Source organism: Kribbella sp. NPDC050281 (assembly GCF_040655855.1).
Taxonomy (GTDB): domain Bacteria; phylum Actinomycetota; class Actinomycetes; order Propionibacteriales; family Kribbellaceae; genus Kribbella.
The window spans coordinates 233,735-257,517 of the sequence record NZ_JBFAKS010000003.1; the positions used below are offsets into that span (position 1 = coordinate 233,735).

The 23,783-nt window shown below is 67.1% G+C and carries 19 protein-coding genes and 2 tRNA genes; 7 read left to right on the forward strand and 14 right to left on the reverse strand.

Annotation, left to right across the window (positions count from 1 at the left end):
- The first annotated feature begins 258 nt into the window (after positions 1-258).
- The gene (locus tag AB0I34_RS05380; protein WP_360439779.1) at positions 259-1,800 is read left to right on the forward strand and encodes a PfkB family carbohydrate kinase; all 1,542 of its coding nucleotides are present in this window, start codon (positions 259-261) and stop codon (positions 1,798-1,800) included.
- A 9-nt stretch (positions 1,801-1,809) separates the two neighbouring features.
- Here the strand turns inward: AB0I34_RS05380 and AB0I34_RS05385 are convergent, their stop codons facing one another.
- A complete protein-coding gene (locus AB0I34_RS05385) occupies positions 1,810-2,628 on the reverse strand; it encodes a hypothetical protein (protein ID WP_360439782.1) in 819 nt (272 codons plus the stop codon).
- Between the two features lie 523 nt (positions 2,629-3,151).
- On the opposite strand from AB0I34_RS05385, the gene AB0I34_RS05390 reads away from it, so the two are divergent.
- Positions 3,152-3,307, forward strand: a complete 156-nt coding sequence (locus AB0I34_RS05390; protein WP_165553780.1) for a hypothetical protein — start codon at positions 3,152-3,154, stop codon at positions 3,305-3,307.
- A 75-nt stretch (positions 3,308-3,382) separates the two neighbouring features.
- Positions 3,383-4,777 carry an amidase gene (locus tag AB0I34_RS05395; RefSeq protein ID WP_360439785.1) on the forward strand — a complete coding sequence of 465 codons (1,395 nt, stop codon included), beginning with the start codon at positions 3,383-3,385 and terminating at the stop codon, positions 4,775-4,777.
- Between the two features lie 3 nt (positions 4,778-4,780).
- On the opposite strand, the gene AB0I34_RS05400 is transcribed toward AB0I34_RS05395, so the two are convergent.
- The 7 genes from AB0I34_RS05400 to AB0I34_RS05430 all read right to left on the reverse strand — a co-directional run bounded on the left by AB0I34_RS05400 (position 4,781) and on the right by AB0I34_RS05430 (position 14,193).
- Complete coding sequence (locus AB0I34_RS05400) at positions 4,781-5,818, reverse strand: hypothetical protein (protein WP_360439788.1); 1,038 nt, start codon at positions 5,816-5,818, stop codon at positions 4,781-4,783.
- Positions 5,819-5,856: 38 nt separating this feature from the next.
- Entirely contained in the window at positions 5,857-7,155 is a 1,299-nt protein-coding gene (locus AB0I34_RS05405) for a hypothetical protein (RefSeq protein WP_360439791.1), read from the reverse strand.
- 292 nt (positions 7,156-7,447) lie between these two features.
- Entirely contained in the window at positions 7,448-9,169 is a 1,722-nt protein-coding gene (locus tag AB0I34_RS05410) for an IucA/IucC family protein (RefSeq protein ID WP_360439794.1), read from the reverse strand.
- Positions 9,166-10,461 (reverse strand): SidA/IucD/PvdA family monooxygenase, encoded by a 1,296-nt coding sequence (locus AB0I34_RS05415; protein ID WP_360439797.1) that lies wholly within the window; start codon positions 10,459-10,461, stop codon positions 9,166-9,168. The genes AB0I34_RS05410 and AB0I34_RS05415 overlap by 4 nt, the downstream gene beginning before the upstream one ends.
- Entirely contained in the window at positions 10,458-10,988 is a 531-nt protein-coding gene (locus AB0I34_RS05420) for a GNAT family N-acetyltransferase (RefSeq protein ID WP_360439800.1), read from the reverse strand. The genes AB0I34_RS05415 and AB0I34_RS05420 overlap by 4 nt, the downstream gene beginning before the upstream one ends.
- Positions 10,989-11,005: 17 nt before the next feature.
- Positions 11,006-12,703, reverse strand: a complete 1,698-nt coding sequence (locus tag AB0I34_RS05425) for an IucA/IucC family protein (protein ID WP_360439803.1) — start codon at positions 12,701-12,703, stop codon at positions 11,006-11,008.
- A complete protein-coding gene (locus tag AB0I34_RS05430) occupies positions 12,700-14,193 on the reverse strand; it encodes a pyridoxal-dependent decarboxylase (protein ID WP_360439806.1) in 1,494 nt (497 codons plus the stop codon). The genes AB0I34_RS05425 and AB0I34_RS05430 overlap by 4 nt, the downstream gene beginning before the upstream one ends.
- Positions 14,194-14,368: 175 nt before the next feature.
- On the opposite strand from AB0I34_RS05430, the gene AB0I34_RS05435 reads away from it, so the two are divergent.
- Positions 14,369-15,136 (forward strand): hypothetical protein, encoded by a 768-nt coding sequence (locus AB0I34_RS05435; RefSeq protein ID WP_360439809.1) that lies wholly within the window; start codon positions 14,369-14,371, stop codon positions 15,134-15,136.
- 213 nt (positions 15,137-15,349) lie between these two features.
- Here AB0I34_RS05435 and AB0I34_RS05440 read toward each other — a convergent pair whose 3' ends face one another.
- From AB0I34_RS05440 to AB0I34_RS05465, 6 genes are all read right to left on the reverse strand, one after another.
- Positions 15,350-17,680, reverse strand: coding sequence for a hypothetical protein (locus AB0I34_RS05440; RefSeq protein ID WP_360439812.1), 2,331 nt, complete (start codon positions 17,678-17,680; stop codon positions 15,350-15,352).
- A gap of 24 nt (positions 17,681-17,704) precedes the next feature.
- Positions 17,705-17,776, reverse strand: a tRNA-His gene (locus tag AB0I34_RS05445).
- 40 nt (positions 17,777-17,816) lie between these two features.
- Positions 17,817-17,887, reverse strand: a tRNA-OTHER gene (locus AB0I34_RS05450).
- Positions 17,888-17,954: 67 nt separating this feature from the next.
- On the reverse strand, positions 17,955-19,256 hold the full coding sequence (locus AB0I34_RS05455) for a serine hydrolase domain-containing protein (protein WP_360439815.1): 1,302 nt from the start codon (positions 19,254-19,256) through the stop codon (positions 17,955-17,957).
- A 145-nt stretch (positions 19,257-19,401) separates the two neighbouring features.
- Positions 19,402-20,388 (reverse strand): FAD-dependent oxidoreductase, encoded by a 987-nt coding sequence (locus AB0I34_RS05460; protein ID WP_360439818.1) that lies wholly within the window; start codon positions 20,386-20,388, stop codon positions 19,402-19,404.
- Entirely contained in the window at positions 20,385-21,779 is a 1,395-nt protein-coding gene (locus AB0I34_RS05465) for a transcriptional regulator (protein WP_360439821.1), read from the reverse strand. The genes AB0I34_RS05460 and AB0I34_RS05465 overlap by 4 nt, the downstream gene beginning before the upstream one ends.
- Before the next feature lie 529 nt (positions 21,780-22,308).
- Between AB0I34_RS05465 and AB0I34_RS05470 the strand changes: the two genes are divergently transcribed.
- The 3 genes from AB0I34_RS05470 to AB0I34_RS05480 all read left to right on the forward strand — a co-directional run bounded on the left by AB0I34_RS05470 (position 22,309) and on the right by AB0I34_RS05480 (position 23,764).
- A complete protein-coding gene (locus AB0I34_RS05470) occupies positions 22,309-22,623 on the forward strand; it encodes a hypothetical protein (protein ID WP_360439824.1) in 315 nt (104 codons plus the stop codon).
- A gap of 487 nt (positions 22,624-23,110) precedes the next feature.
- Positions 23,111-23,320 carry a hypothetical protein gene (locus tag AB0I34_RS05475; protein WP_360439827.1) on the forward strand — a complete coding sequence of 70 codons (210 nt, stop codon included), beginning with the start codon at positions 23,111-23,113 and terminating at the stop codon, positions 23,318-23,320.
- Between the two features lie 21 nt (positions 23,321-23,341).
- A complete protein-coding gene (locus tag AB0I34_RS05480; RefSeq protein WP_360439830.1) occupies positions 23,342-23,764 on the forward strand; it encodes a hypothetical protein in 423 nt (140 codons plus the stop codon).
- Positions 23,765-23,783: the final 19 nt, after the last annotated feature.

The window sequence follows — 23,783 nt, forward strand, 5'->3', positions numbered from 1 at the left end:
AACCGGCAGACCGCAGCAGCCTACGTCACAACCAGGTCCGGCCCCCAGTCCCGCGGTCCGGCCTGATCCGTCGCGACGCCAGATTGTTTGCTGACGGCAACGACAGCCGGCGGCGCACCGCGGCATCGGTGGGCGCCGGATCCGGACACTCTTCGTGACCGGCGCCGCCCGGGCGTGACCCGACGCGCGCAGCCGGTTTCCACCCTGACCCGCGGGTCCGCATACTTGGTTCGAGGATATTCACGACCCGGGGGCCGGATGACGAATCGCAGCGACAAGCAGACGGCTGACGTGCTGCTGCTTGCCAGCGTGCTCGAGAAGCTCCGCACCCACGACGGCCTGACCATCGCCCGGCTGAAGGCCGGTGAGTCGGGCACGACGGCGCCGTTGCTGGAGCTGCCCGCGACCCGCAGGTTCGCGTCAGTGCATGAGCTCGACCGCGCCCGGGCGGCGCGCGAACTGGTCATCAACTGCGTCCGGGACGACCTCAAGGGCACCACACAGATCGTCGCCGACGCGATCCTCTCCCTCGGGGTCCACACCACGTCGTACGCCGAGGCCGGCATCGAGGAGCGCGTCACCCGGTCGCTCTACAACCCGTCCCTCGGCCCCCGCCGCGAGGCGTTGCTGAACAACTGGCACCGCCTGCACCAGGCACTCGGCCAGCAACCCGGCGAAGCCCCGAGCGACCGCTCTCTGCGCGGTACGACGGAGCCCGCCGTACTGCGCGAACTCGCGAACCAACTGATCCGCCGGGCCATCTACTCGGTCGGCTCGAAGACCGTCACCATGCTCGACGCGGCCCCGGCCACGGACGCCGCGCCGGCCGGGCGAGTGATCGTCGTCGGCGGTGCGGTCATGGACGCGACGTTCCGGACCAAAACCCTGCCGGAGCCGGAAACATCGAGCGAGGCCTACGGCTTCGATCTCTCCCCCGGTGGCAAAGGACTGACTCAGGCCGTCGCGGCGGCGCGCCTGGGGCTGCGAACGTCGTTGATCGCGGCGGTCACCGACGACCGCTTCGGCGAGGAGATCCTCCAGTACCTGCACGACGAGGGCGTCGACACGTCCCTCGTCAAGCGCATCCGCGGCCGCCGTACGCCGTTCACCGGAGTCTTCGAGAAGGAACTCGGCGACAGCATCGCCGTCAACTGGCGCAACGAGAAGCAGGTCTTCCTCGCCCCGGAGGACCTCGACGACCACCGCGACCACCTGGCCGGCTGCGACGTCCTGCTGACGACCTTCGAGGTCCCCCGCGAGACGATGCAGCAATCGCTTGCTCTCGCGCACTCCGACCCGCTCAACCGGCCGCTGGTGATCGTGACTCCGGGCCAGCCCTACGTCGACGAGCGCATCTCGCGCGACACCTTCCTGCGGATCGACTACCTGGTCGCGCATCCCTGGGAGCTCGGTCACTTCGCCGCCCAGGGCCAGACTCCTTTCGACCCCGACCCGGTCGCGCGGAATCTGCTCGCCTTCGGGGTGGAAGCGTTGTGCGTGCTCGTCAACGGCGGCTGCACGGTCTACTCCGGCGCGGCCCACGACGTACTGAGCGTGCCCACGATCCCGTCGATCTACAAGGAGTCCTCAGCCGCGCGCGACGCCTTCTGCGCGGCACTGGCCGCCAAGCTCGTGGACAACGACGGCAAGTTCTCCGCGGCGGTCGCCCTCTGGGCCACCGCCGCCATGTCCTGCGCCACCGCCGACTTCCCCCTCACCAACTCCATGCCCGACCGCCAACGCATCGACGCCCTGTTGGCCAGATTCCCGTTCTCGATGAACGGCGGATCGACCAGCTGATCTTGCTGATCAGCGGCGTAGGCGGCGTTGGTCTTCGAGGGGTACGGGGGCGGTCTCGCCGCGCATGCGGCAGCAGTAGATGACCGAGTCGAGGAGTTTGGCGCGGCTCTGCTCGAAGCGCGTGCCGGAGTGGGTACGCCGCAGCTCGGTGAGGTTTGCGCCGCCGTAGCGGGTCCGGAGCTGGCGCGGGCTGGCGTAGATCCCGTCGACGTACAGATAGGGACGTGCCTCGATCGACATCCACTGCTGCCAATTGGCGGCCCGGTAGCTCGAGCCGATGAATCCGAGATTCGGATCGACCGCCGTGGTGAGCAGTTGCACGCTCGGAATCTCGCGCCGGATCACCTGCCGGACTTTCGACAGCAGGAACGAGATCGCATTCACCGGAGCTACGTCGAAGGAATACACCCGGGACACGTCCCACGCCGCTCCGAGCGGTACGCCGAACTGCGCCTGGAGCTGCCGCCCGACCCGCATCCATTCCAGCGGGGAAACGCTGCACAACGTAACCGGAAGCCTGTTCACCGGGTCCACCAGCGCGAAGTTCACCGACCCGGCCCGGGCACTACGGAGGTAATGCAGGCGGCTGAAAACCTGATCCGCGTCGCTGTTCCCGAGTCGCACGAAACGCAGGTCGGGCAGCAGGTACTTGTCCTTCGGAATGAGGTCTTCGATGGCCTGCTGATCACGCTGCAACCGGGCCGCGTTGCGATTCAGTTCGGCGATCACCTGCTGGCGTGCGACGGTCCCGTTCGGGCGGGCCAATCGAGGCAGGTGCAGCAGGGTCCGCACACTGAGCGCGCGATTCGGGACGCCGTGCCGACGCACGGCATCGTCCAGCAGGTCGGCGAAACCAGGGGCATGCCTTCGGCAATCATCGAGCGAAAGTCTGGCTGCTGGGGACGCAGGCACTGCTGGGGCTACTGAGGCTGGAGGCCGCGGGACAGCGGCGGCGCGCACCGCCGGGCCGACGGCATTGATCACCACACCCGGATGCTATCCGACAGTTGCCATGACACCGCAACTTCCCAACTGGACGAGTTTTGGCGGCGTGTTGGCGCCGGAACTGCCAGTTGGCAGACCGAGCCTGCCAACTGGCGGAAAGTGATACGCGGAAACCAGCCAGCGTACCGCCGGCCACTGCCAAACCTCAGGACCGCCGGGACACAGGGCTGCCAAAATCATGTCCGGACAAAGATTGTGGTGCCAATTTTTCTGGATTGACAACCGATTGTCGCGGCGTTCACTGAAAGCGTAATCAGTTACGCCGAGCCGCCGACTCACTCTAACCGGTGAGCGGCAAATGACAAGTCATCAAAAGGAAGTGAATCGAAGGAAAAGAGGAAACGCCATGCCTCCCAACGAATTCGTCGCGACCGTCGTCGTGCTGGCCAGTGCGGTGCTCCTGATCTCCTTCTGGAAGCAGATCCTGTTCATTCTGCTCTTCGGCGTCGTGATGGTCTTCTGCTTCGGCCTCTACAACGTCGCCACCGCCATGGGGCGCTGACCGGCAGCGCTGCCGCGCACCTCTCGACACCCGCCCGGGATCCCCGGGCGGGTATTTTTTCGTAGGCTCGCAGACGTGAGTGACTCCGCCGCGGACCTCAGCCTGACCGAGGTGCTCCAATTACTGGGGCAACGGAAACTCTCGGCGCGCGAACTCGTCGAGGATTGTCTGCGCCGCATCGACCTGGCCGAACCCGCGGTCCGGGCATTCGTCACCCTGACTCCCGATCTCGCCCTCGACGCCGCATTTCGCGCCGACGAAGCCCGCGCGTCCGGCGATCGGGTCGGACCGCTGGCCGGCGTACCGGTGGCGGTGAAGGACGTCTTCCTCACCAAAGGAGTCCTCACCACCGCGGGCAGCCAGGTGCTGGCGACCTACATCCCGGCCGAGGACGCCGCCGTGTGGGAGCGGCTGTCCGCGGCCGGTGCAGGCCTGCTCGGGAAGACCACGACCCACGAGTTCGCCTACGGGACCGCATCAACGCCGACGGCCAACCCGTGGGACGTACGTCGTACGCCGGGTGGATCCTCCGGCGGATCGGCGGCCGCGCTCGCCGGTCGCATGGCCCCGATCGCCACCGGCACCGACACCGGCGGCTCGCTCCGCATCCCCGCGGCAGCCTGCGGCGTCTGCACCCTGCGCAGCACCCCAGGCCGCATCTCCCGGTACGGCGTGATCCCGCTCAGCCCGTCCTTCGACGTCGCCGGACCGATGGCCCGCCGCATGCTGGACATCTCGATCCTGATGTCAGTCCTGGCCGGCCACGACCCGCGTGACCCCGCTACCCGTGACGAACCCTGCCCGCCGTACCCCTTGGAATCCCCGCACGACCTCAGCGGCGTCCGCATCGGGCTTCCGACCGAGATGTCCTGGCAGCAGGTCGACGACCGCATCGCCGTTGTCTGCCACGAGGCTCTCGGCCTTTTGGCAGCCCGCGGCGCCCAATTGGTCGAGGTCGAGAACCCGGCGAACACCAAGGTCGTCCTGGAGAAGTCCATCGGCGTCTTCGACACGATCACCGAGAGCGAGGCGCACCAGATCCACGACGCCCTCGAACCGCACAGCCATCTCTACACACCCCAGGTCCGCGAACGAGTCCGCAAAGGCGAACGCGTCAGCCCAGAGCGGTACGCCGAAGCCCTCCGCCTCCGAGCCGGCTGGGCCAACGACTGGCGAGGCATCATGGCCGCCCACGGACTCGACGCGATCGCCCACCCCACCATCGACGCCGCCCCACCCCTGATCGACCCCAACGGCCCCCCGAAGGGCCCGAAGATCCGTCTCTCCACTCCCTGGTCCGTCGCCGGCTTCCCCGCCCTCAGCGTCCCCGCCGGTTTCGACAACCGAGGCCTACCAGTAGGCCTGTCCCTAGCCGCCCTCCCCGAACGCGAAGCCGACCTCCTAGGCCTGGCCCTAGCAATAGACGAAGAACTACAACTCTGGCGCCACGGCCCGCCGTCGGGTCTGTGAGTGCTACTTCGGCGAGCTCAGCACCGCACCGCTGAAGGCCAGCAACCCCGCACCGACCAGAGCCGCCGCAATCCGCATCTGAATCGGCGATCCCGGCCCCAGGATGGCTGGCAACGCAACAAGAACAGCCCCGGCGCTGGCCGCGATCCATCGCCGGAATGTCCGCGACTTCGACCGGCGCATGACCAGATCGAGCGGGACATTGGCCGGGATCGTCACCGCCGCCGCCTTCTCGCTCGCCAAACTGATCTTCACCCGCGAGTAGGTGTCATAGCTCTGCGGAGCCGAATGCAGCCAGAACTCGACGGAGTCATATCTGAGAGAGACTTGATAGAGGTCGTCGGACGCCACCCGCAGGTTGGCGTCATCCGCGGAGCAGGTCAGCTTGAACTCCGCATCCGGCGCGTACTGCTCGCCGAAGAGATTCGTGACGATCCTCAGCGACTGGCCGTCGATCGCCTCGATCCGCCCGTCCGAACCGAACCGCAACTCCTTACCGTGCTGGGTCTCGACCGGCGCGACGCGAAGGAAGTAGGAGTTCGCAAAAGTGGGGTGCAACGCGAGACGCCGCGCAGTCGCGAGCCACCGGTCCGGAACGTCATCGCTGACCTCTTCCGGCATCTGCGGGAAGTTGGACGACGCTGGATAGAACCTGCCCTTCCCGTTCGACTCGAGTTGGCTGATCAACTCTCGGCTCTTCGCCATCAGGTCAGGCTGCGACAGCGGAAACGGCTGCATGTTCACGTAGCCGCCGAGACGCAGTTTGAAGATGAACATGTCCGCGACGTACTCGGCCCTCGCCACGGTCGCGTAGCGGATCGGCAGCAAGAACGGACGGGACTTGTCACTACCGACGAATCCCACGATGGCCGGGAGCCCACCGGCCTGGCCACTCGGCACAGCTCGCTGCAGCGTCGGTGTCACCCATCGCTCGCGATAGCGGAACTGAAGCGGCGCACCCGCCGGCAGTGCCAACGCGGTCTGAACATCCTCGGCATACCTCGCCCGGTCATCGGATGAGAGAAGCAAGAGACGCTTCATCGTTCCTCCCCTCCCGGCAACCGACGCCGGGTCTGCCGTCAGCTCACAGAAGCGTGGGCCACCCCTTGGTGCAGCGCGTCGTCCAGAACCGCGAACCGAGACCAGACGTCCCGTTGCGCGGGCACCTGGTCGATGGTCAGCCGCTCGCTTGCGGAGTATCGGACACCGCGGTCCGCCAGCAGCCGACGGTCCTTGCTCATTCCAGGCTCACCTCCGGGGCCGCGGCGGAACTGGAGAGCTTCGTCGATCACCAGTCGTTCGCCCTCTCCCGTAGTAACTTCTACCCAGGAGTGACCCTGCTGATGCCGTGAGTGGTGGCCGGAGAAGAACACAGTGCCGTAACAATAGGACGCCTGGACATCATGCAGACGTTTGAGCTCACGAATGAGCCACACCGAGCTCACGTCGCATTTTCCCTGGCACTGGTTCGCGCCGGCCGCAGGTCGGCAGTCAAGGCGCGCAGTCGCTTTCGCCTGCACCAATTCAAGGTGCTCACGAAGCCCTGCCACCGACTCGCGGATCCGCTCCGAATTCTGTGCGGTTTCGCTCGGCGGGGTGACGTTTTTCCAGTACTCGTCATTGGAAATCCGGGTGACAGATCGCACCGTACCGAGCGCTGCCTGCGTGACCCGATCCAGCCCACGCGCCAGCAGCACGTTCGGCGGCGTGATCACATCGGAGAGCCGTGCGCCACTGCCCAGCCGCCGAGTCATGTAATGGCCGACTTTGTCATACCCGTAGCCGACCGGTGCGGTGGCGAACTCCTGAAAACCCGAGGCTCGATAAACGGCGCCCCTGAACCCCAGCAGCGGGTTATAGGCGGTCAACATGATCCGAGCAGGACTCGCCTGTCGCAGAGCCTGGATCACATGCTTGGTCATCAGGCTCATGACATTGCTCGGCAGGCCTGGGAGGCCGTACATCCGCGTCAGTACTACGACGTCCTCTATCTGGTAGCCGCTGACAGGAAGCCCGTTGACCATGTACGGCCGGTCGCACGGCGAAACTGCGATGTATGCCATCGGCAACTCGGCGTCGGGCAGGAAGACGCCAAAGTGGAGGTAGGTGTCGCCCCGGACAGCTCGAAGGTAGTGCAGTTCCGCTTGATAATGGAACCCGATACTAGGCTCGACGGGCTCGAATCTCAGCTTTAGATGCGACCGACCCGTCGCCTCGAGTGTCAGACCTCGTCTGCAGCTGTAGTCGGCGCCCTCAAGAAGTTGCATGCCGGCCGAGGACATGACAATAGCTTGGTGACGCCGGATCTCTTCTGCGCGCTGAAGCGCAACGAGAAGCACCGTTTCATAAGCTACGCGGTAACGTTCGTCATCCAGCAATTCAGGACTGACTGCCGGGAGATGGAGGCGTACTTGTCGCTCCAACTCCGCGGCACCTATACCTGCCGCGTCAGCATCATCTGCTATCCATTGTGCGGCCGCGGCCATGCAGGCTCTGAGGCTTCCACTCGCTGTTGTGACAAACGTTTGAGACGCCGCCGGATCGGCCGACAACACGCTCTGGCTAAGAGCCATTCCCGCTCCATATCGCACTGCCCGGCCGCCTCACACACCTGGCTTCCACGCTCGTCAGAGCGACCGGCGCATTGCTCGGTAGACGAACAGTAGCGGGTCAGCGTCGCTCTGGGGATATTGGACGCACATTCGACAGCGGATTCGGGATGCGGCCGGTGGTGGGGATTGGGGGGCGGGTGTGGAGGTCGGTGTAGCCGAGGGTTAGGCGGTAGCCGTTGAGGGGGTAGCGGGCGAAGGTTTCGGCGGTGAGGGCGGTGGCTGCCAGGCGGTCGGCGTACTCGGGATGGGTGGTGGTGTACAGGTCGACCTCGCCGCGGGTCAGGCCCCAGAACTCTTCTGGTGGGATGAGTTCGAGGTCGGCGAGGGGGTTGAGGACGCCGAGGAGCAGGGCGTCGACAAGGTACTGGCGGAGGATGTGCCAGGGTTTGCGGGGCAGGACGCGGTCGTGCGAGTCCGGCTCGATGCCTCGGGCAAGTACCTGTTCGGTGGAGACGTTGATGTCGTCGACCAGGTCCTTGATCACCAGCCGAGCGGGGAGGCCTTCGGGACCGCAGATGACGGCCAGGTTCTCGCCATGGGGGTTCACGGTGATGCCGTAGTGGTGCATCAGGTGGAGTAGTGGGCGCAGGAGCGTGCCGATGAGGTGACTGATCCAGGTGCGGGCGTCGGTGCCGGAGCGGGCGATCATCTCCTCGACCAGACCGGGATGCAGTACTGCGGCCAGCGGCCAGACGGTCTCGCCCGGCTGGAGACGCGGGTCCACCGGGTCTCGCCAGATGCAGCCGAGGGTCTCGGTCCACTGGTACGGGATGCCGGGAGCACTGGACAGCTGCGGATGGCGCACGGTCACAGACGCGACCTCACCGAGCAGTTCGGTGCCGAGACGGCCCAGCACCTCATCGCGGTACCAGAGTCCGCGCAGCCACTGGGTGACCATCGGCGCGGCCAGCGTGCAGTGCTCCGGGATGCCGCGATACACCGAGGTGTTCAGGATCTTCAGCGGCAGCTTCACCTGGTACCGCAGCGGCTGGGTGATGTTCACCATCGTCCTGATCGACTGGGTCGGCAGGTACTCGTCCGGCGCCTCCCCCAGGACGATGATCTCCCCGGCGGCCAACTCACGCGCCCACTGCGTCCGTACGACGTGGTCCAGCTGCCATGGATGGCACGGGAGCCACACGTACGAGTCCGGGTCGACCAACTGGCCGCGGAACGCCTCCAGCGCGTCAGGACCCAGCTCACGCCCTACCACCGAGTGCTCCGACAGGTCCGGCGTACCACGGAACTCCGCGAGCCCACGGCGTACGGCGAGCCAGGTCAGACGCAGTGGAGTACGTGCCTCCGGCGCGTACCGCAGGCTGTCCTCGGCGGAGAACCCCAGGCGGCCCTTGTTGGCCACGAGCAAGGGGTGCCCGGTCAGATGCCCCTCGACCCGGCTGTGGTGCAACTCCAACAGCTCAGCAGGCTCTACCGCAGTAGATGCCATCCGTACGTCGGCGGCCAGCGTGCTGGCCAACTCCGCGACGTACCCGGCCAGCGTCGGCCCGTCGAGTCCGAGTACGTCGGCCGCGTCGACGAGGAACTGCACTGGGTCCACCGCGACCTCGCTCTCGTCGTTGCCCAGGATCCCCGCAGTCGTACGCCTGATGGAGTCCGACGCGACCCGCCAGCTTCCGAAGGCGCCGCGCGTCGCGGTGAACGTGTAGGAGACGTTGCCGAGATCCAGCCGGTTGTCGACCGGTTGGAGCAGGTTCTCGGTGCAGAACTGCGAGATCAGTTTCGCCAGCAGCTCTGCCGAACAGCGATTCCAGTCACTCATCCGGGGATGGCGAACGTCGTGAAGGCGGTGGACTTCGGCAGCCGGAACACCTCGCGCCCGGCGATGCTGTTGAGGATGGTGGCGTTGCGGATGGCACCGATCCCGAGGTCCGGCGCCGCGACACCGTGGCTGTGCAGGTCCGCGTTCGCCACGAAGATCCGGCCGGCCAGTGCAGCATCGGTCGCCACACTGTGGTCCCGGTTGATCATCCAACGCCCGGCCCCGTCGCGACGTACCTGATCCTCGAGAGTGGCGATGAATGGCAGCGGGCGGTTGCGATAGCCGGTGGCCGCCACCACGGTGTCGCAGTGGTGCTGGAAGGTCTTTCCGCTGTCCGCATGCTGCAGCGTCAGCTCGACGCCGTCGCCACGGGCCACGGCGGACACAACGGACACACCGCACTGCAGCTCGACCGGTGCAGCAGTGAGGTCCCGTGCAAAGAGCACATCGTGGATGTCGTCGAGCGTCTCCGACGAGATGCCCTTGTAGTGCCGCCACTGCTCCTTGACCAGCTTGTCGCGGGTCGTCTCGTCCAGTGCGTGGAAGTAGTCGACGTACGACGGCGTGGTCATCTCCAGCACGAGCTTCGAGTAGTCCAGTGGCGCGAACGACGGAGTCCGGGTCAGCCACGACACGGCAGGGCCACCATCGGCGTTGGCCCGCAGCAGGTCGAGCGCGCACTCCGCACCGGACTGACCAGACCCGACAACGGTCACCCGCCCTGTCCGCAGGAGGTCGTCGCGGCGGAAGAGGTAGTCCGCCGAGTGCAGGAACCGCTCCTCGGGCAGTCCGGCCAGTGCAGCAGGCACCGCGGGTTCAGTACCGACGCCAACCACCAGATGCCGCGCAGCGAACGTCTCTGTGGACTCACCACGCTCCACCGTGAGCTCGAACACCTCACCCGTCCAGGAGACCTCGCTGACGTGGTGACCGAAGTGCAGCGAGTCCAACTGCGCCGCACACCACCGCAGGTACGTCTCGTACTCGCGGCGGGTCGGGTGGAACTTCTCGCGCACGTAGAACTGGTACAGCCGATCGTTGTCGCGCAGGAAGGACAGGAACGACAGCCGGTGTGCCGGCTCGACCAGGCTGACCAGATCGGCCAGGAACGACACCTGCAACATCGCGTCGCCGAACATCAGTCCGCGGTGCCAGGTGAACTCCGGCCGGCTGTCGAGCACTGCCAGCCGCACGTCGTCCAGTCCGTCGGCCAACGCGGCCAGCCCGAGGTTGAAGGGTCCACAGCCGATCGCGATCACGTCGTACGGCGTCGAATCCGGGGCGGTCTTCATGTCAGTACCTCCACGGTCCTGGTGCGGACCATCAGTAGTGCGGTCTTCTCGGGCAGCTGTAGCTCGCCCCGCTGGACGAAGCCGGCCGCGACGAAGGCGCGGACGGAGGGAGTGTTGGCGATGTCGGGTTCGGCGACGACACGCTGACAGGCAGGGTCTGAGTGCAGGAGCGCTTCCGCCAGCGCGCGCAGCAGGCGGCGCCCGAGACCGCGGCCGACCCGGGTCAGGTCGCCGATGGCGACGTGGATCCCCCAGTCGTGCTCGTCACTCGGGTAGTACTCGGCCAGGCGGTCGTGCCGGACCCGATAGAGCTCGACGTACCCGAAGTCCTCCGCGTCGACCGTGACCACGCACGGGACGGAGTGCTCCCCCGCCGTCTGCCGGCTGAGCTCCTGCGCCCAGTGCTCCACCGACCAGTCCTGCTGCCACCACTGCTGGATGTGCGGCTGGGCCATCCACCGCGCGATCCTGGCGGCGTCGGTGGCTTCGGCCGGGCGGAGGTCGAAGCCGTTGTCCAGGTGGAGCATCGGCCGAACGTCACACCTCATCGGAGCGGGTTCGGGATGTCGAGGTAGACCGACTGAGCATCCAGCGGCGCGACCACCTCGTCGATGCCGCGCAGCCGGGTCATCATGTTGGCCTTGCACGGCAACGCGTCAGCCTCCAGCCAGCGGCGAGCCAGCCGGTCGCCATCCGGACCGGCAGCCTTCAGCAACGGCAAGGCCAGCGTCAGCCGCTCACGCACCACACCGAGCAACTCCGCCTCGTCCTCTACGCCGTCGACTGCCAGACAGCCGACAACCGCCAGCGCCTGGTTATGCAGCAGGTAGTACGTCAGCCTGTCATCCACGATGGCGTCCTCGACCACAGCCAGCGTGGAGTCCCGCAGCCCGGTCACACCGAGCAGTCCACGCAGGTACGACGAAGCCAGGTAGTAGCCCTGGTTGTCGCGGTACGCACCACCCTTGATCCGGCCCGCACCGTCTGTGCGCACCAGAGTGTTCTGCTGATGCGCCTCCAGTCCGATGCCTGTCTCGGCGTACAGGTGCAGCATCGGGATCAACACGTTGTCGATGTACGACGCCGTCCAGCCGAGTGGATCGTCCGCGGCGTGCTCGCTCAGGCGCGCTACTCCGCTTGGTCGTGGTGCGACTAGACCCGCCAAACATTGATAACTATTGACGTCTCTTGGCACTTCTCGTACAGCAACGTCAAGTCCAGTCAATGTCGGTCCACCCTCGTCAAGAGCAACCCACGCGGGGTCGCGGACGATGGAGAACCGCGGGTGTGCGGTCGCCGTACCGGCGTTGTAGGCCGCATCCAGCAGCCGGTTGATCTCCAGCCCGCGGCGCAACTCGGTGGGTGTCGATTCGCGTCGAGAGTTGGTGATGCGCAGACCGAGCGACAACTTCAGCATCACGGACATGTCCGGATGAAACACGGTCCGCAGGCTCGAGGTCGGGTACCACTCGGGCCCCTGAGCTCCCAGAGCTTTCACACGACCGGCAGCGATCAGCTCAGCGACCCGCGGCCGCTGCATGACGGACGCCGCCTGCCACGGGTGGGCCGGGATCAGCACCCGACCGGCCGACGGAGTGACACCGGCCAGCTCGCCCATCAGCTGCACAGCGTCCAGTCCCTGCAGCGACGGCGCGCCGGCCACCTGGTCCGACGACACCAGCTCGGCGTCGGCCTCGAACCAGTGCACCGCGAAGCGGCCGCCGAGCTCCGGCGAGTACGCCGCCAACTCGTCGCCGCTCAACCCGTCCCGGCTCTTCGGCGCCGGATGATTCAGGTGACCGAGCAGCAGCGCCTGCTCGACCTCCAGGAAACGACCCGGTCCGCGCTCACCGCCTGCCTCACCGACGAAACGCGCGACGTTGCGGACCGATTCCGCCGTACGCGCCGCCAGGTCGTCGATCTCGGCCGGGTCGATCTCGGCCGGGTCGGCGTCGGCCGACAGCACCCTGACCAGGTCCTCCGGAGCCGGCGGTACGCCGTCGAGCAGCACGTCGGTGAACTGGTGCAGCCCGGTCCGGGACGCGTGGTCCACCCGCGCGGTCAGAGTCGAGTCGCCGACCGCCAGCGTCAGCGGACCGACGACGACCGGGACCGACGTCTCCCGCGTGTAGCACCGCAGGATCGCGTTCAGATGGGCCGCAACAGCCGTCGCGATCGACGACGTCGCCGAGGTCGACGGGTCGGACGGGTTCGATGGGTCGGATGAGTTCGATGAGGTCACGCTGCTCCTTCGCCGCTCTCCGCCAGGACGTCGTGACCCGTGGCCACGACCTGATCGAGGAGGTCCTCGATGTCCGTCGCGGTGGCATTCGGGTTCAGCAGCGTCAGCTTCAACGCGACCACCGCCGGGCGGCCGCCGCGGGCCGGCAGCTTGGTCCGGCCGATCAGCACCCGCCCGGACGTCAGCAACCGGCGCCGGACCTCACCCTGGAGAGCGTCCGCCGCGGCCGCCTCCAGGCCCTGCCCGGCGACCCGGAACAGCACCGTGGTCAAGGTCACCGGCGCCAGCAACTCGAGGTTGCTGTCGGCAACGACCCGGGCCGCGGCGGCGTGCGCGAGCTCGTGGCAGGTGTCGAGCATCGTGCCCAGTCCGGCCCGCCCGTATGCCGTCAGCGTCGTGGCGACCTTCACCGCGTCCGGGCGGCGGGTGGTCTGCAGACTGCGGCCGAGCAGCCCGTCCAGTCCGGAGTCGATGTCGTCGGCCGGGTTCAGGTAGTCGACCGAGCGGCCGAACGCGGCGAACCGGTTCCGGTCGGCCACCAGCAGCACGCTGGTCGCGGCCGGCTGCCAGCCGATCTTGTGCAGGTCGAGGGTGACCGAGTCCGCGTGGGCCAGGTCAGCCAGCAGCGGGGCAAGCCGGTCGGAGAACAGCGCCCCGAACCCGTACGCCGCGTCCACGTGCACCCAGGCGCCGTACTGCCGGGCGAGCTCGGCGATCGGCGCGATCGGGTCGATCGAGCCGAAGTCCGTCGTACCGGCCGTGGCGATCACCGCGACCGGCGTACGACCCGGCTTGGCCAACTCGTCAGCCAGTACGTCGGTGCGCATCCGGAACTCCTCGTCGGAGGCGATCGTGATCGCCGCCTCCTCACCGAGCCCGAGGGCGGCGCAGGCCCGCTGGACCGAGAAGTGGGCGAGCTCCGAGCAGAAGACGACCGGGTGATCGAGTCCCTGTACGCCGGTCCGCCGTACGTCGATCCCGATTGCGGCGGCAGCGCTGTCGCGGGCGATCAGCACGGCCAGCAGGTTCGAGATCGAGCCGCCGGGCGTCAGTACACCGTCCGCCTCCGGACCGAAGCCGGCCAGCCCGGCCAGCGCCTTCACCACCCACTGCTCGATCGCGAGCGTCGCCGGACCCGAGTCGTAGGTGTCCATGGACGCGTTGCTCGCGGACGCCAGCGCGTCGGCGTCGACCGCCACCTGCAGAACCGGCGGCTGCAGATGCGCGGCCGCGTGCGGGTGGCTCAGGTCGATCCCGTGCTCGTCGAGCAGCCCCGCGATCAGGTCCAGCGCGGCGGACTCACCCACCCCGGTCGACGGCACCCGCGGCTCGCCCAGCACCTCGGCGGTCCGGCGCAGTACCTCCGCCGGCGATCCGTGCGGGAGCGGCCCTCGGTCACGATCGGACACAGTCGAGGCGAACGGCCACACGGAATCGAACGGGTTGCGCACAGGCGAGGGCAACGCGGTCAGACGCGCAGGATGCGGCACCAGATCTCCCGGGAAAGTTGTCGAGTAAGGCAAGCCTTACTAAGGCAGGCCTAACTTTTCTCCCGCCTCACGCACCGTGTCAACTCCACCACCGCCGACGTGGCGATCCTCACCTGTTCAGGCCTGGTTCAGCGCACCGGTCGCAGGCTGACCGTGAACGAAAGGAGCACTGCTCATGATCGCTTGGCTGAAACCTGGTGTGCTGCTCGCAGTCACGGCCCTGCTGGCCGGTGCGACCCCCACCACCAGCACCGCGTACCCGGAGCACCACCACCCGTCGACCTGCAAGCTACCGGTCTTCGGAGCGGGCAGCCGCTACCACCCGGAGTTCGACCCCGCGGACTTCTCCCCGAACGTGACCAACCCGTGGTTCCCGCTCAAACCCGGCCGCACGCTCGTCTCCACCGGCGTCAAGGACGGCGAGAAGGCCCTCGACCTGTTCGCCCCGACGTCGCGGACCAGGGTGATCGCGGGAGTCCGGACCAGGGTCGTCGAGGACCGCCTCTACCTGAACAACGTGCTGCACGAGCGCACCAGCGACTACTACGCCCAGGACCGCTGCGGCAACGTCTGGTACTTCGGCGAGGACACCGCCGAGCTGGACGCGCACGGCCGCGTCATCAGCCGTGAAGGCAGCTTCCATGCGGGCGTGAACGGCGCCCAGCCAGGTGTCTTCATGCAGGCCCGTCCGCAACTCGGGCGCAAGTTCCGCCAGGAATGGTACGCCGGCCACGCCGAGGACATCTTCTGGCTCGTCGGCCGCAACACCACGGTGACCGTCCCCCTCGGCACCTTCCGCCATGCCCTCCGTACGGCCGAGACCACCGCACTCGAGCCGGACGTGCTGGACAACAAGTACTACGTGAAAGGCATCGGCCAAGTCGCCGAGCTCTCGGTCACCGGTCCAGCCGAATCTCTACGCCTTGTCGAGATCATCTCCTAGTGTCCTGAGTCGGGACGAACGTGGCGATGTTCAGGTGGTCGATCCGGATGCCGTTGCAGACGACGCGGAGCTTCTCGCCGGCGAGAAGCCCTCGCGATCCTCCGAGCCAACCTGCGCAACGGCGACGACAACGAGAAGCTCGCCCTGGCACTCGGCCTGACCCGACCGAAGCCAGGCGTCTACACCCTGACAATCCCTCAGGCGAGGTAGGAGTCAGCCGCGCTGGGCCCAGTGTGGGCCGACGCTCCAGCCGAGAAGGCGGCGCCCGTTCACGGCGACACGACCGGCCTGATCGAAGCGCTCCCCGGCAACGACCGCGGCCAAGCCCTCGACCGCCGGAACGAGGCGCGGACCGAGGACGGCCGCACGATCGCGCAGCCGTCCGACTGCTTCGAGCTGGGTAGCCTCGTCGCAGAAGCTCAGGAAGAAGATCCCCTGCCGCCAGCAGTACGCCGCGTTCTTGATCGCCTGAAGGCCGCTGACCCAGGTTGGTGCGGGCTGGGTCAACCGGCGTACGGACCACGCGAGGGCGCGGTCGGCGAGCTCGGGCCCGGCCTCCCGAACCCGGTCCGTCAGTCCGAGCGCGTCGACCAGGACGGCGAGGTTGTGCGTCGTGAGGATCTGGCTCTGCTCGAGAACAGCGCCGTTCGCGGCGACGCGGCCGCCCGATGCCTGCTCACTCCTGGCCTCCTGCGATCGACGCGTGCACAGCTCTGCGAAGTCGTCCGCGGTGCCCTTCCGCCAGCGCTTCCACCGCCGTGTCTCCACGGCAGGCCAATCCTCCGGCAGGTCGTAGTACCGGGCGTACAGGGTCCCGTCGAGCAGTCGGCTCGCGATCGTCGCGGCATCCCGCCACTTCGTCGTGAACGTGCCCATGAAGATGTCCGCCGCGACCTCTTCGACCAGCGGCAGCCGGAGCCCGGCCTGGGTCGCCAGAGCGCCCAGCTCGCGGGTCAACGGATTCGGCAGGATCGCCTGCGGGAACGATCCGAGCGCGAGCACGGTCGTCTCCTGGAGCGACTGCTCAGCTGCCCGAGCGGCTTCTGCACGCCGCTCGCGGAACGGCGACACCGCAGCGATCCACGGCAGTTCGTCGAACCGCACCTGATGCTCGAGGTTGAGCAGCAGCAGACTGCGGCGCCGCCGGAAGGCCGCATAGGTCCGGGCGTACGCCGAGGCCAGCGCGGCATCGGCGATGTTCGCGGCGAGCAACTGCGACGTGACCTGCGGCAGTACGCGGGCCAGTACCTCGCCGGAACCGATCACTCCGCGCTCGACCAGCTCGCCGACCGGCGCCTCCAGTGCGCGCTCTGTCTTCGCCACCAGATGCGCCGGAATCTGCCATCCCGGTGGCGCGAGCGATGCCTCGTCCTCGGCGACATCGGCCTCGATCGGAGCGAGGGACGGCAGTCCGCCGTCGCCGGGGTACCTGTCCAGGCGGGCGCTCAGCACCTGGGCGAGCGCGGCATGGGTCGGCCGCGTGGCGACCGCAGCCTGCGTTGTGCGCAGGGCGGCGCGGACCTCCGATCCAGGCGCACCGTGCGCGGAGATGGTATTGGCCAGCGCCCGCCGGATCCAGCCGACGTCGCGACCGGTCAGCGCAGAGCTGTCCTCGGGGCACAGCTCGAGCGCAACCCGGAGCCGGGCGAAGTTGCTCTTCGGATGACGGTGGCTGTCCGAGAACCGGTGGGCGTCGGCCGCAGCTCGGTAGTCCGATAGCCACTGCAGGCGGCGTTCTGCCCAGTCCGCGGGCCAGACCCGGCACGGCCAGTCCCCGGCGATCGACGTACCGGCTGTGTTGTTGTGCACCGCGGGCAATGCACCCTCGACGGTGTCGCACCACAGCTCGACCAGCCGGTCGTACAGCGGGTTCCAGACGCGCAGGGTCTCGAGCATGGCGGCGATCGCCGACCGGACTGTTGCCTGCCGCAACGAGTCGCGGACCTCGGAGACCGGCCGCAGCCGGACCACCGCACCGGACTGGGCCGAGACCGGTTCGAAGCGCGGGGTGAACCGGAGCCGGTGCATCAACGGACGGAGCTCGGCCACCAGGTCAAGCGCCGGTGCCACGTGGTCGTGATCGAGAAGCCAGCCGACGACCAGCAGCGCCGACTCCTCGGGTACGTCGACCCGGTACCGGCCGGTGCGCAGCGCGTGACGCGATTCGGCCAGCCCGTCGTCGCCGAGGTACCACAGGTTGAGCCGCTCCCGATCGGTCTCTCCCGGCGCATCGTCCGGGAGGTTCCGCAGCCGCTCGAGCTCGTCGTCGGTCAGCGGCGCCTCAGCCAGGAACCGGCCTGTCGCGAAGCCGCCGTGCGCGACCTCCAGCGTCACCCAGGCCGGAGTGTCCGCCACCGGTGTCCGGGAGCCGACCTCGATGCGCCCGGTCGCGATCCCGTCGAGCACCGAGCGCCAGGTCTCGGCCCGGGCGATCGCACGCTGGCGGACCCGCGCGTCGTCGGCTGCCAGCGCACGCTCGACAGCCTGCCGCAACTGGCCGACCGCGTAGGCGGGCGACGCCTTCACCTGTGGTTCCTCCGGCACGAGGCCTCCCCGTTGTCTTGACAGACCTGGAGGCGAGGCTCGAACTCGCGCCCTCCCGGTTCACAGCCGGGTGCTCTACCACTGAGCTACTCCAAGGTGGTACCGGCCGGCCCCGACCAGGGCCGGCCGGCCTTCGACATGGAGGCAGGACTCGAACCTGCGCCCTCCCGGTAGCAGCCGGGTGATCTACCCCTGATCTACTCCATGCAGTGCGGCACAGAATACGCAGAGCGCAGGGCGTACCACGACCTGTTTCTCGTGGCCTGTGGACAACTCAGGCGCCGTAAGGATTGCGGGTGAGGACGAAGGTGGCGACGGTGAGGTGGGTGATGCGGGAGCCGTCGCGATGGACGCGGAGGGTTTCGCCGGCCAGGTAGCCGTCGCGGCCTTGGTAGAGGTCTCGGCCGAGTGGGGACAGCCTGGTGGTCAGGCCTCCGGTCATGGTGAGGATGCCTGCCGAGACGGCGATCGTGAGTGGGGTGTTGCCCCAGTACCAGTGCCCCAGCAGGTCATCGCCCTGGGTGAGCGACGGCTCGGGCACCCATTCCTGCGGCAGGAACGGTTCGTGGGTGACGAGGATGCGCACGAGGTCCGGTGGCAGGGAGGCGACTCGGCCGTACGTCGCGTTGCCCAACGTCACCGCACCCACGCGACGGGTCCGGTCGACGAACAGCCCGGCGAGGAAGCCGGGCATCGAGCCGGTGTGCCCGATGAACAGCTGCGGATCGTCAGCGATCAGCCGGAGACCCAAGCCGTAGGACGCGCTCAGCTTCTCGCGTGGGTCCGAGGCTGCGGGCGACGCCATCTCCTCGACCGTGTCGCAGCTGAGGATCTCGTGCACGGGGTCGATCCAGAACATCGCGTACTTCGCCAGATCCTCGATCGTGCTCCACAACTGCCCCGCCGGCGCCATCGCCCCGGAGTCGTGAGCGGGTTCCTCCACCAGCCGCCCACTGAACGGATGCACGGAGAAACCCTGGGCAGCCGGACCCGACGGGAAGTACGACGTACGCCGCATCTCCAGCGGATCGAGGATGCGGGACTGCACCAGCTGAAGCCAGGACTCGCCCCGCAGCCGGGCCACCAGCTCACCGAGCAATGCGTAGCCGAGGTTCGAGTAGTGATGCCGGCGATCGGCCGGGCCCACCGCCTGGGAATCGTCCATCGCCGCCGTCAGCTCATCGAACGAGACCCCCGGATTGCGTTCCCACCAAGGACCTTCCGGCTCGGCGTTCATACCACCCGAGTGCGCGAGCAGGTGCCGCACGGTCCGGTCGCCGAACGCGATCCCCGGCAGATGCTTGCCCACGGCATCGTTCAGCGCGAGCAGCCCGTCATCGCGGCACTGCATCACCAGCATCGCGGTCAGCGTCTTCGTGATCGACCCGATCCGATACTGCACATCCGGACCGGGCGCACCACCGTCCGCCGTCGCGAACTTCCCACGCGACCCGGTCCACACCAGCGAACCGTCACGCACCACCCCCGCATTGACCGAGGGCAACTTCCATTCGCTCTGCGCAGCGGCGATCTCGGCGTACAGAGCTGCGTCGGTGTCAGGGCGTACAGAAGTCACTCAGCGGCCTCCTAGGCGAACTCGGGCAGATCAGTGCGTGTGTCACCAGGCATTCGCAGCCCGGGAGCCGGCAAAACGCGTCCTGGCGACAGACTCATCGACATCCCGTCATATTAGGTGCAACCCCCACGCTCGGCCTGGGGTGCTACGCCGGACGACCATCATCTGTGGCTCGAGCGACGTTGGCGAGAAGCGAGGCGACCTCCTGCGCGCACCCCCAGCTGAGACTCACGCCGGCGCCGCCGTGCCCGTAGTTGTGGATGATCAGGCGTCCGACCGCTGATCGCTCGGCTTCGACACGGATCGCAGCTCTGGTCGGGCGTAGGCCGACTCGATGCTCGATGATCGTGGCCGTAGCGAGGCGGGGTTCGAGTCTCGCGCATCTGTCGACGATGGCGGCTGCGATTGCATCATCTGACCGGCGGTCCCAGACCTCAGGCTCGGCGGTTCCGCCAAGTACGACATGATCGCGGTGCGGGTAGATGGCGAGCAGGTCCACCGGATCTTCGGTGTCGGCTTCGAGGAATTCCGTCAGACCGGGATTCGTGGCCACGACGTGGTAGCCACGGATCGGAAAGAGGTCTGAGTCGGGAACGAGCCGCCTGGCGCCGATACCCGAACAGTTCACGATTACGGCGTGCGGATCCGCGCTTGCCTGGTTCAGCGCTGTCAACCGCTGGATGGTCACTGTCCCACCTGCAGCTCGCAGTCTGGCCAGTAGGTAGTCCAGGTGAACGGGCATGTCAACCAGCGGCGCGCTGTACCGGAAGCCGTGGCGGTAGCCAGGCGGAAGGGCCCCTGACGCGCACGGCCTCCGGTCAGGCAGCAGCCCGGCCCAGTCGGGTGGCTCGTAGCTCGCTCGGGACACCTCGATGCCAGTTGCCATCCGGACGCCTGAATTCGGGTGTTCGGCGAGTTCGCGCAGGATCTTCAGAGTGTGGGCGGCCCAAGGAAGGACGCGCTCGCGCGGCTGGACCAGCCAGGGTCCCCAAAGTGCACCGGCCACAGCCGAAGTGGTCGCCCGTGGTGGCTCGGCCGCTACCACATCCACTCGGTGACCTGTCTCAGCAAGCCCGACAGCGGTCGTCAGCCCAATCACACCAGCACCCACGACGACAACATGCTGGCTCATGACGCCGACGTCCTAGCGAGACAAGCTTCGAGCGACGGCAGAAAGTCCCTGACGTACTCGTTGCGCTTGGATCGCCGCAGCCGCGCCGCGAGCCTGCCGAGGACCTCGAGACTCCGACCGGAGCGCACTGTCGCGGTCCGCGCCACGGCTGTCCGTCCAAGAGCGCAGGCCTCCTCCAGGTTGCCCCGGCCGGCGGCCGCGGTAGCCAGCCAGGCCCCTTCGAAGAGCGCGCGGCGTTGCGCATGTGTGGTGAGCGGACTGTCGTACGCGCCGTCGCGGAGGAGCTTCTCACCCTCGCGCAGCAGAGCACGGCCCGTTGATGCGTTGCCGCTGTCGGCGGCGAGCATCCCGGCGTGCGTCAGCGCGTAGCCGGCCTGCGTATCGAGGTGGCTCGGGGTCAGGAAGTACATCCAGGCAGGATCCTCGGCCCGGTCAGCTTCAGCAAGCACATCAAGAGCGCTCTTGTGGGCTTGTTCGAACGCGGGCATGTCACCCGCGATGGCATATCCGTAGGCGAGGCGGGTGTGGACTGACGCCCGAACGCTCGCCGGGGCGCGCCGCGCTATCTTGGCTGCCGATTCGCCCAGTGCCACCGCATCTGACGACTGCTCGCGGGTAGCGGCCTGGAAAGCCAGATCGGCCACGATGTGAGCGGCCATCGTCTTGTACCCGCACTCGTGAGCAGCCCGAAGGGCAGTGAGGAAGTAGCGCTGTGCCGGGCCGTGAAGGCCGGCGTCGAAGGCCATCCAACCAGCCAACTGGCCGATCTCGCTGAGTGCGGAAAGCAGGCGAGTCTCGATCGAACGTGGTTGTCCACCTTGGCGCACCAGCAATGCGACGGAGCGGAACTGTGCGCCCACGTACTCGAGATGACCACCACCTCCGCTGGCGTCGTCCAACCGTTGGAGCAAGGGGATTGTCTGCTCGATCTGCTCAATCAGCGGACTGTCTGTTGCGGCACGGGCGAACTCGTGTGCGACCTTCCCTGCCCCCAAGTAGTCGCCTGGAATCGATGTAAGGCCAGCGCCGGAAATCGCCAGAAAGGTTCGTCTGTCCAACAACCCTGTCACCACCCAGTCGTCGATAGCCCTGAGAGTGCCAGCTCGAGTCCAAGGCTGGCGCATACCCGCGTCTGCTGCGATCACCAACGGCGAGTCCACTGCGCGCCTCTGCCAGAGCTCATTGACCGTGACCAATCGGCCAAGCTCGGAGGACAAGAGATGCGCTACGAGAGCGGGCAGCGGCGGCCGAGGCACGCCGCCCGAGTCTCGCCAGTGGTAGGGCGCTGTCTCCGCTACCGTTCCCGCGCCGAAATCTCGGTTGAGACGGCGCGCCAACATACGAGGTGACCAGCTCAGCTCCCGCAGAAGCTCGTCCAGAACCTCGTTCACAAGCGCACCATCTCCCCAGCCTCGCCTTGCACATTCTCGCAGAAGTTGACGCTTTTGACGCGGCTAATACCTCTCCGTAACCGTCGCTCTGACGGAGTCTAGGACCCATCGGCCGGAGCGCCTGGCATAGCGCAGACCCCGCGAGCGGCAGAGCCCAGGGCATGCCGTTGAAAAGGAAGGACGAACTGTGACGGCAGCCTTGTTCATCGCCCGGTGTATCACCGCAGGTCTGACGATTCCGATGGCGAGCGAGTGCCGCGAGAGCTCGGTGGCGGGGATGAGTGACGACCAGGGCCTGACGGCGAAGTGTCCAGCTGGGCTTCATCCAGGTCGAGTCCCCGGAGGCACTTCACGCCCGCTAGCCGCCGTGAGCGGTGGCGACCAGCCGATGATCGTTGCGTCCGCCATCGATCATTTCGAGGTCGGGTGCGGACGCAGCGGGACTTGCCGAACGTCTGGAATCGAACGGTCTCGCGAGCGTCGTCGGCAGACGACCTCAGGGTTCGAACGGCTCCAGGAGGGGTCAGAGATGTCGGCTCTCGGATTCATGTCGATGCTCTTCGTGAGAAACACCGGCGAGCTCTTGGCAACACACCGAAGGCTGATCGCTTGTGCCTCTGCCAGCGGATATCGGCTTGGACAGGTGTATGTCCAGAGCCCCGGCCCGCCGGATGCGGTGTTCGACCTCCTCGGTTCGCTACTGGAGTCCGATGGTCTACCGCTCGTTGTACCGACCTTGCACCACTTGGCAGTTCTCGGCAATCCACTGGAGATACGCGATCACCTCCTGCGCAGCGACCATCAGGTGCTGATCGCCATCGATCCGGCGGAGCGGACGTGCTGAGAGGGGCACCTCGGTCTCCTCGCGTCCCCTGCGCTCCGCGTCCGTTCCGCCGTTCCATTGGGACCAGCTCGCCGACGACCTCACCAACTGGTGAGCCGATCCCTTCCGAAGCTCCATCCGTACCAGATCGGAGAACGCGACGATGTCCGCCATTCAGCAGCTCAAACAGAAGCTGCACCAGGTCCGCGTCGCCGCCAACCGCATCCCAGGGACCCCCACTGGCCGCCAGAACAACCAGGTCGCGAGACAGTTTGTGCAGGCTGGCACGCCGGCACACGCGCTGGCGCTCATAGCGATGGTTGTACCTACAGTCAAAGCCTGCGCAGCCGACACTCCTCGGCCCGGCCCAGGCTCGACAACGATCCATTCCTGTTCGCCGAACTACACCGACGAGAACAAGCTGGGACGGTTGTCGATCCAGCAGAAGGGCCCCGAAACGTCTATTCAATGGGGAACGTACCCGAAGCTGCCCGCTGATCGATACGTTGTGAGCATCCATGTGGGCTCGAAGAAGGTCGACGGCAAGAGGCAGAGCTACCCGCCGCACGGCTCGCTGCCCGCCAGGACGTGGGACAAGTCGAAGAATCGGTACATCCGGACGTACAACCCGGGCCAGATCTTCAAGATCACTGGTACGTCGTACAACACCAAGGGTGCGGTCGTGCAGACGTTCTTCATCAAGTGCAAACTGGTGTGACTAGACGACCTGGGAGCTGTCATGGACATCTGGACCGAGAGCGAGACAGGGGCCGCGTTCGCCTTCGTCGCTGATCGGCTGAATGCCGACTTTGCCGGGACCGGACTGCAGAAGGTTGAGATCCGGGCTGACCCCGCCTGGACCGGAACGCCTAATGACAACATCATCGTGACCGCCGGCGGGCATGAGTTCCCTCTCGACGTCGGGAGTGGCGGCGTGGAGCAGGCATGCGCCTTCGCCGCATTCCAACTACAAGACGACGCGATGGGCGAACTGAACCGGCCCTGGCCCGAGCTGGTCAGCTCGACCGGAGAGTCGATAGGCATCCTCACGGCTCCCGCCGAGGCTCACGGCATCGCAGTTTGGGAACTGGTCGGCAACCCCTTCTGCGCCGTTGGACACCTGCACCGAGCGGTCGAATCCGCCGGGTGGCGGATCAAGTAGTCGGGGACAGGATTGGGAT

What these genes read in the sequence shown, in the direction of transcription:
- AB0I34_RS05380 (WP_360439779.1), top strand. Translation starts at nt 259, where the DNA reads ATGACGAATCGCAGCGACAAGCAGACGGCTGACGTGCTGCTGCTTGCC.
- AB0I34_RS05390 (WP_165553780.1), top strand. Translation starts at nt 3,152, where the DNA reads ATGCCTCCCAACGAATTCGTCGCGACCGTCGTCGTGCTGGCCAGTGCG.
- AB0I34_RS05400 (WP_360439788.1), bottom strand. Translation starts at nt 5,818, where the DNA reads ATGAAGCGTCTCTTGCTTCTCTCATCCGATGACCGGGCGAGGTATGCC.
- AB0I34_RS05410 (WP_360439794.1), bottom strand. Translation starts at nt 9,169, where the DNA reads ATGAGTGACTGGAATCGCTGTTCGGCAGAGCTGCTGGCGAAACTGATC.
- AB0I34_RS05415 (WP_360439797.1), bottom strand. Translation starts at nt 10,461, where the DNA reads ATGAAGACCGCCCCGGATTCGACGCCGTACGACGTGATCGCGATCGGC.
- AB0I34_RS05420 (WP_360439800.1), bottom strand. Translation starts at nt 10,988, where the DNA reads ATGCTCCACCTGGACAACGGCTTCGACCTCCGCCCGGCCGAAGCCACC.
- AB0I34_RS05435 (WP_360439809.1), top strand. Translation starts at nt 14,369, where the DNA reads ATGATCGCTTGGCTGAAACCTGGTGTGCTGCTCGCAGTCACGGCCCTG.
- AB0I34_RS05460 (WP_360439818.1), bottom strand. Translation starts at nt 20,388, where the DNA reads ATGAGCCAGCATGTTGTCGTCGTGGGTGCTGGTGTGATTGGGCTGACG.
- AB0I34_RS05470 (WP_360439824.1), top strand. Translation starts at nt 22,309, where the DNA reads ATGTCGGCTCTCGGATTCATGTCGATGCTCTTCGTGAGAAACACCGGC.
- AB0I34_RS05480 (WP_360439830.1), top strand. Translation starts at nt 23,342, where the DNA reads ATGGACATCTGGACCGAGAGCGAGACAGGGGCCGCGTTCGCCTTCGTC.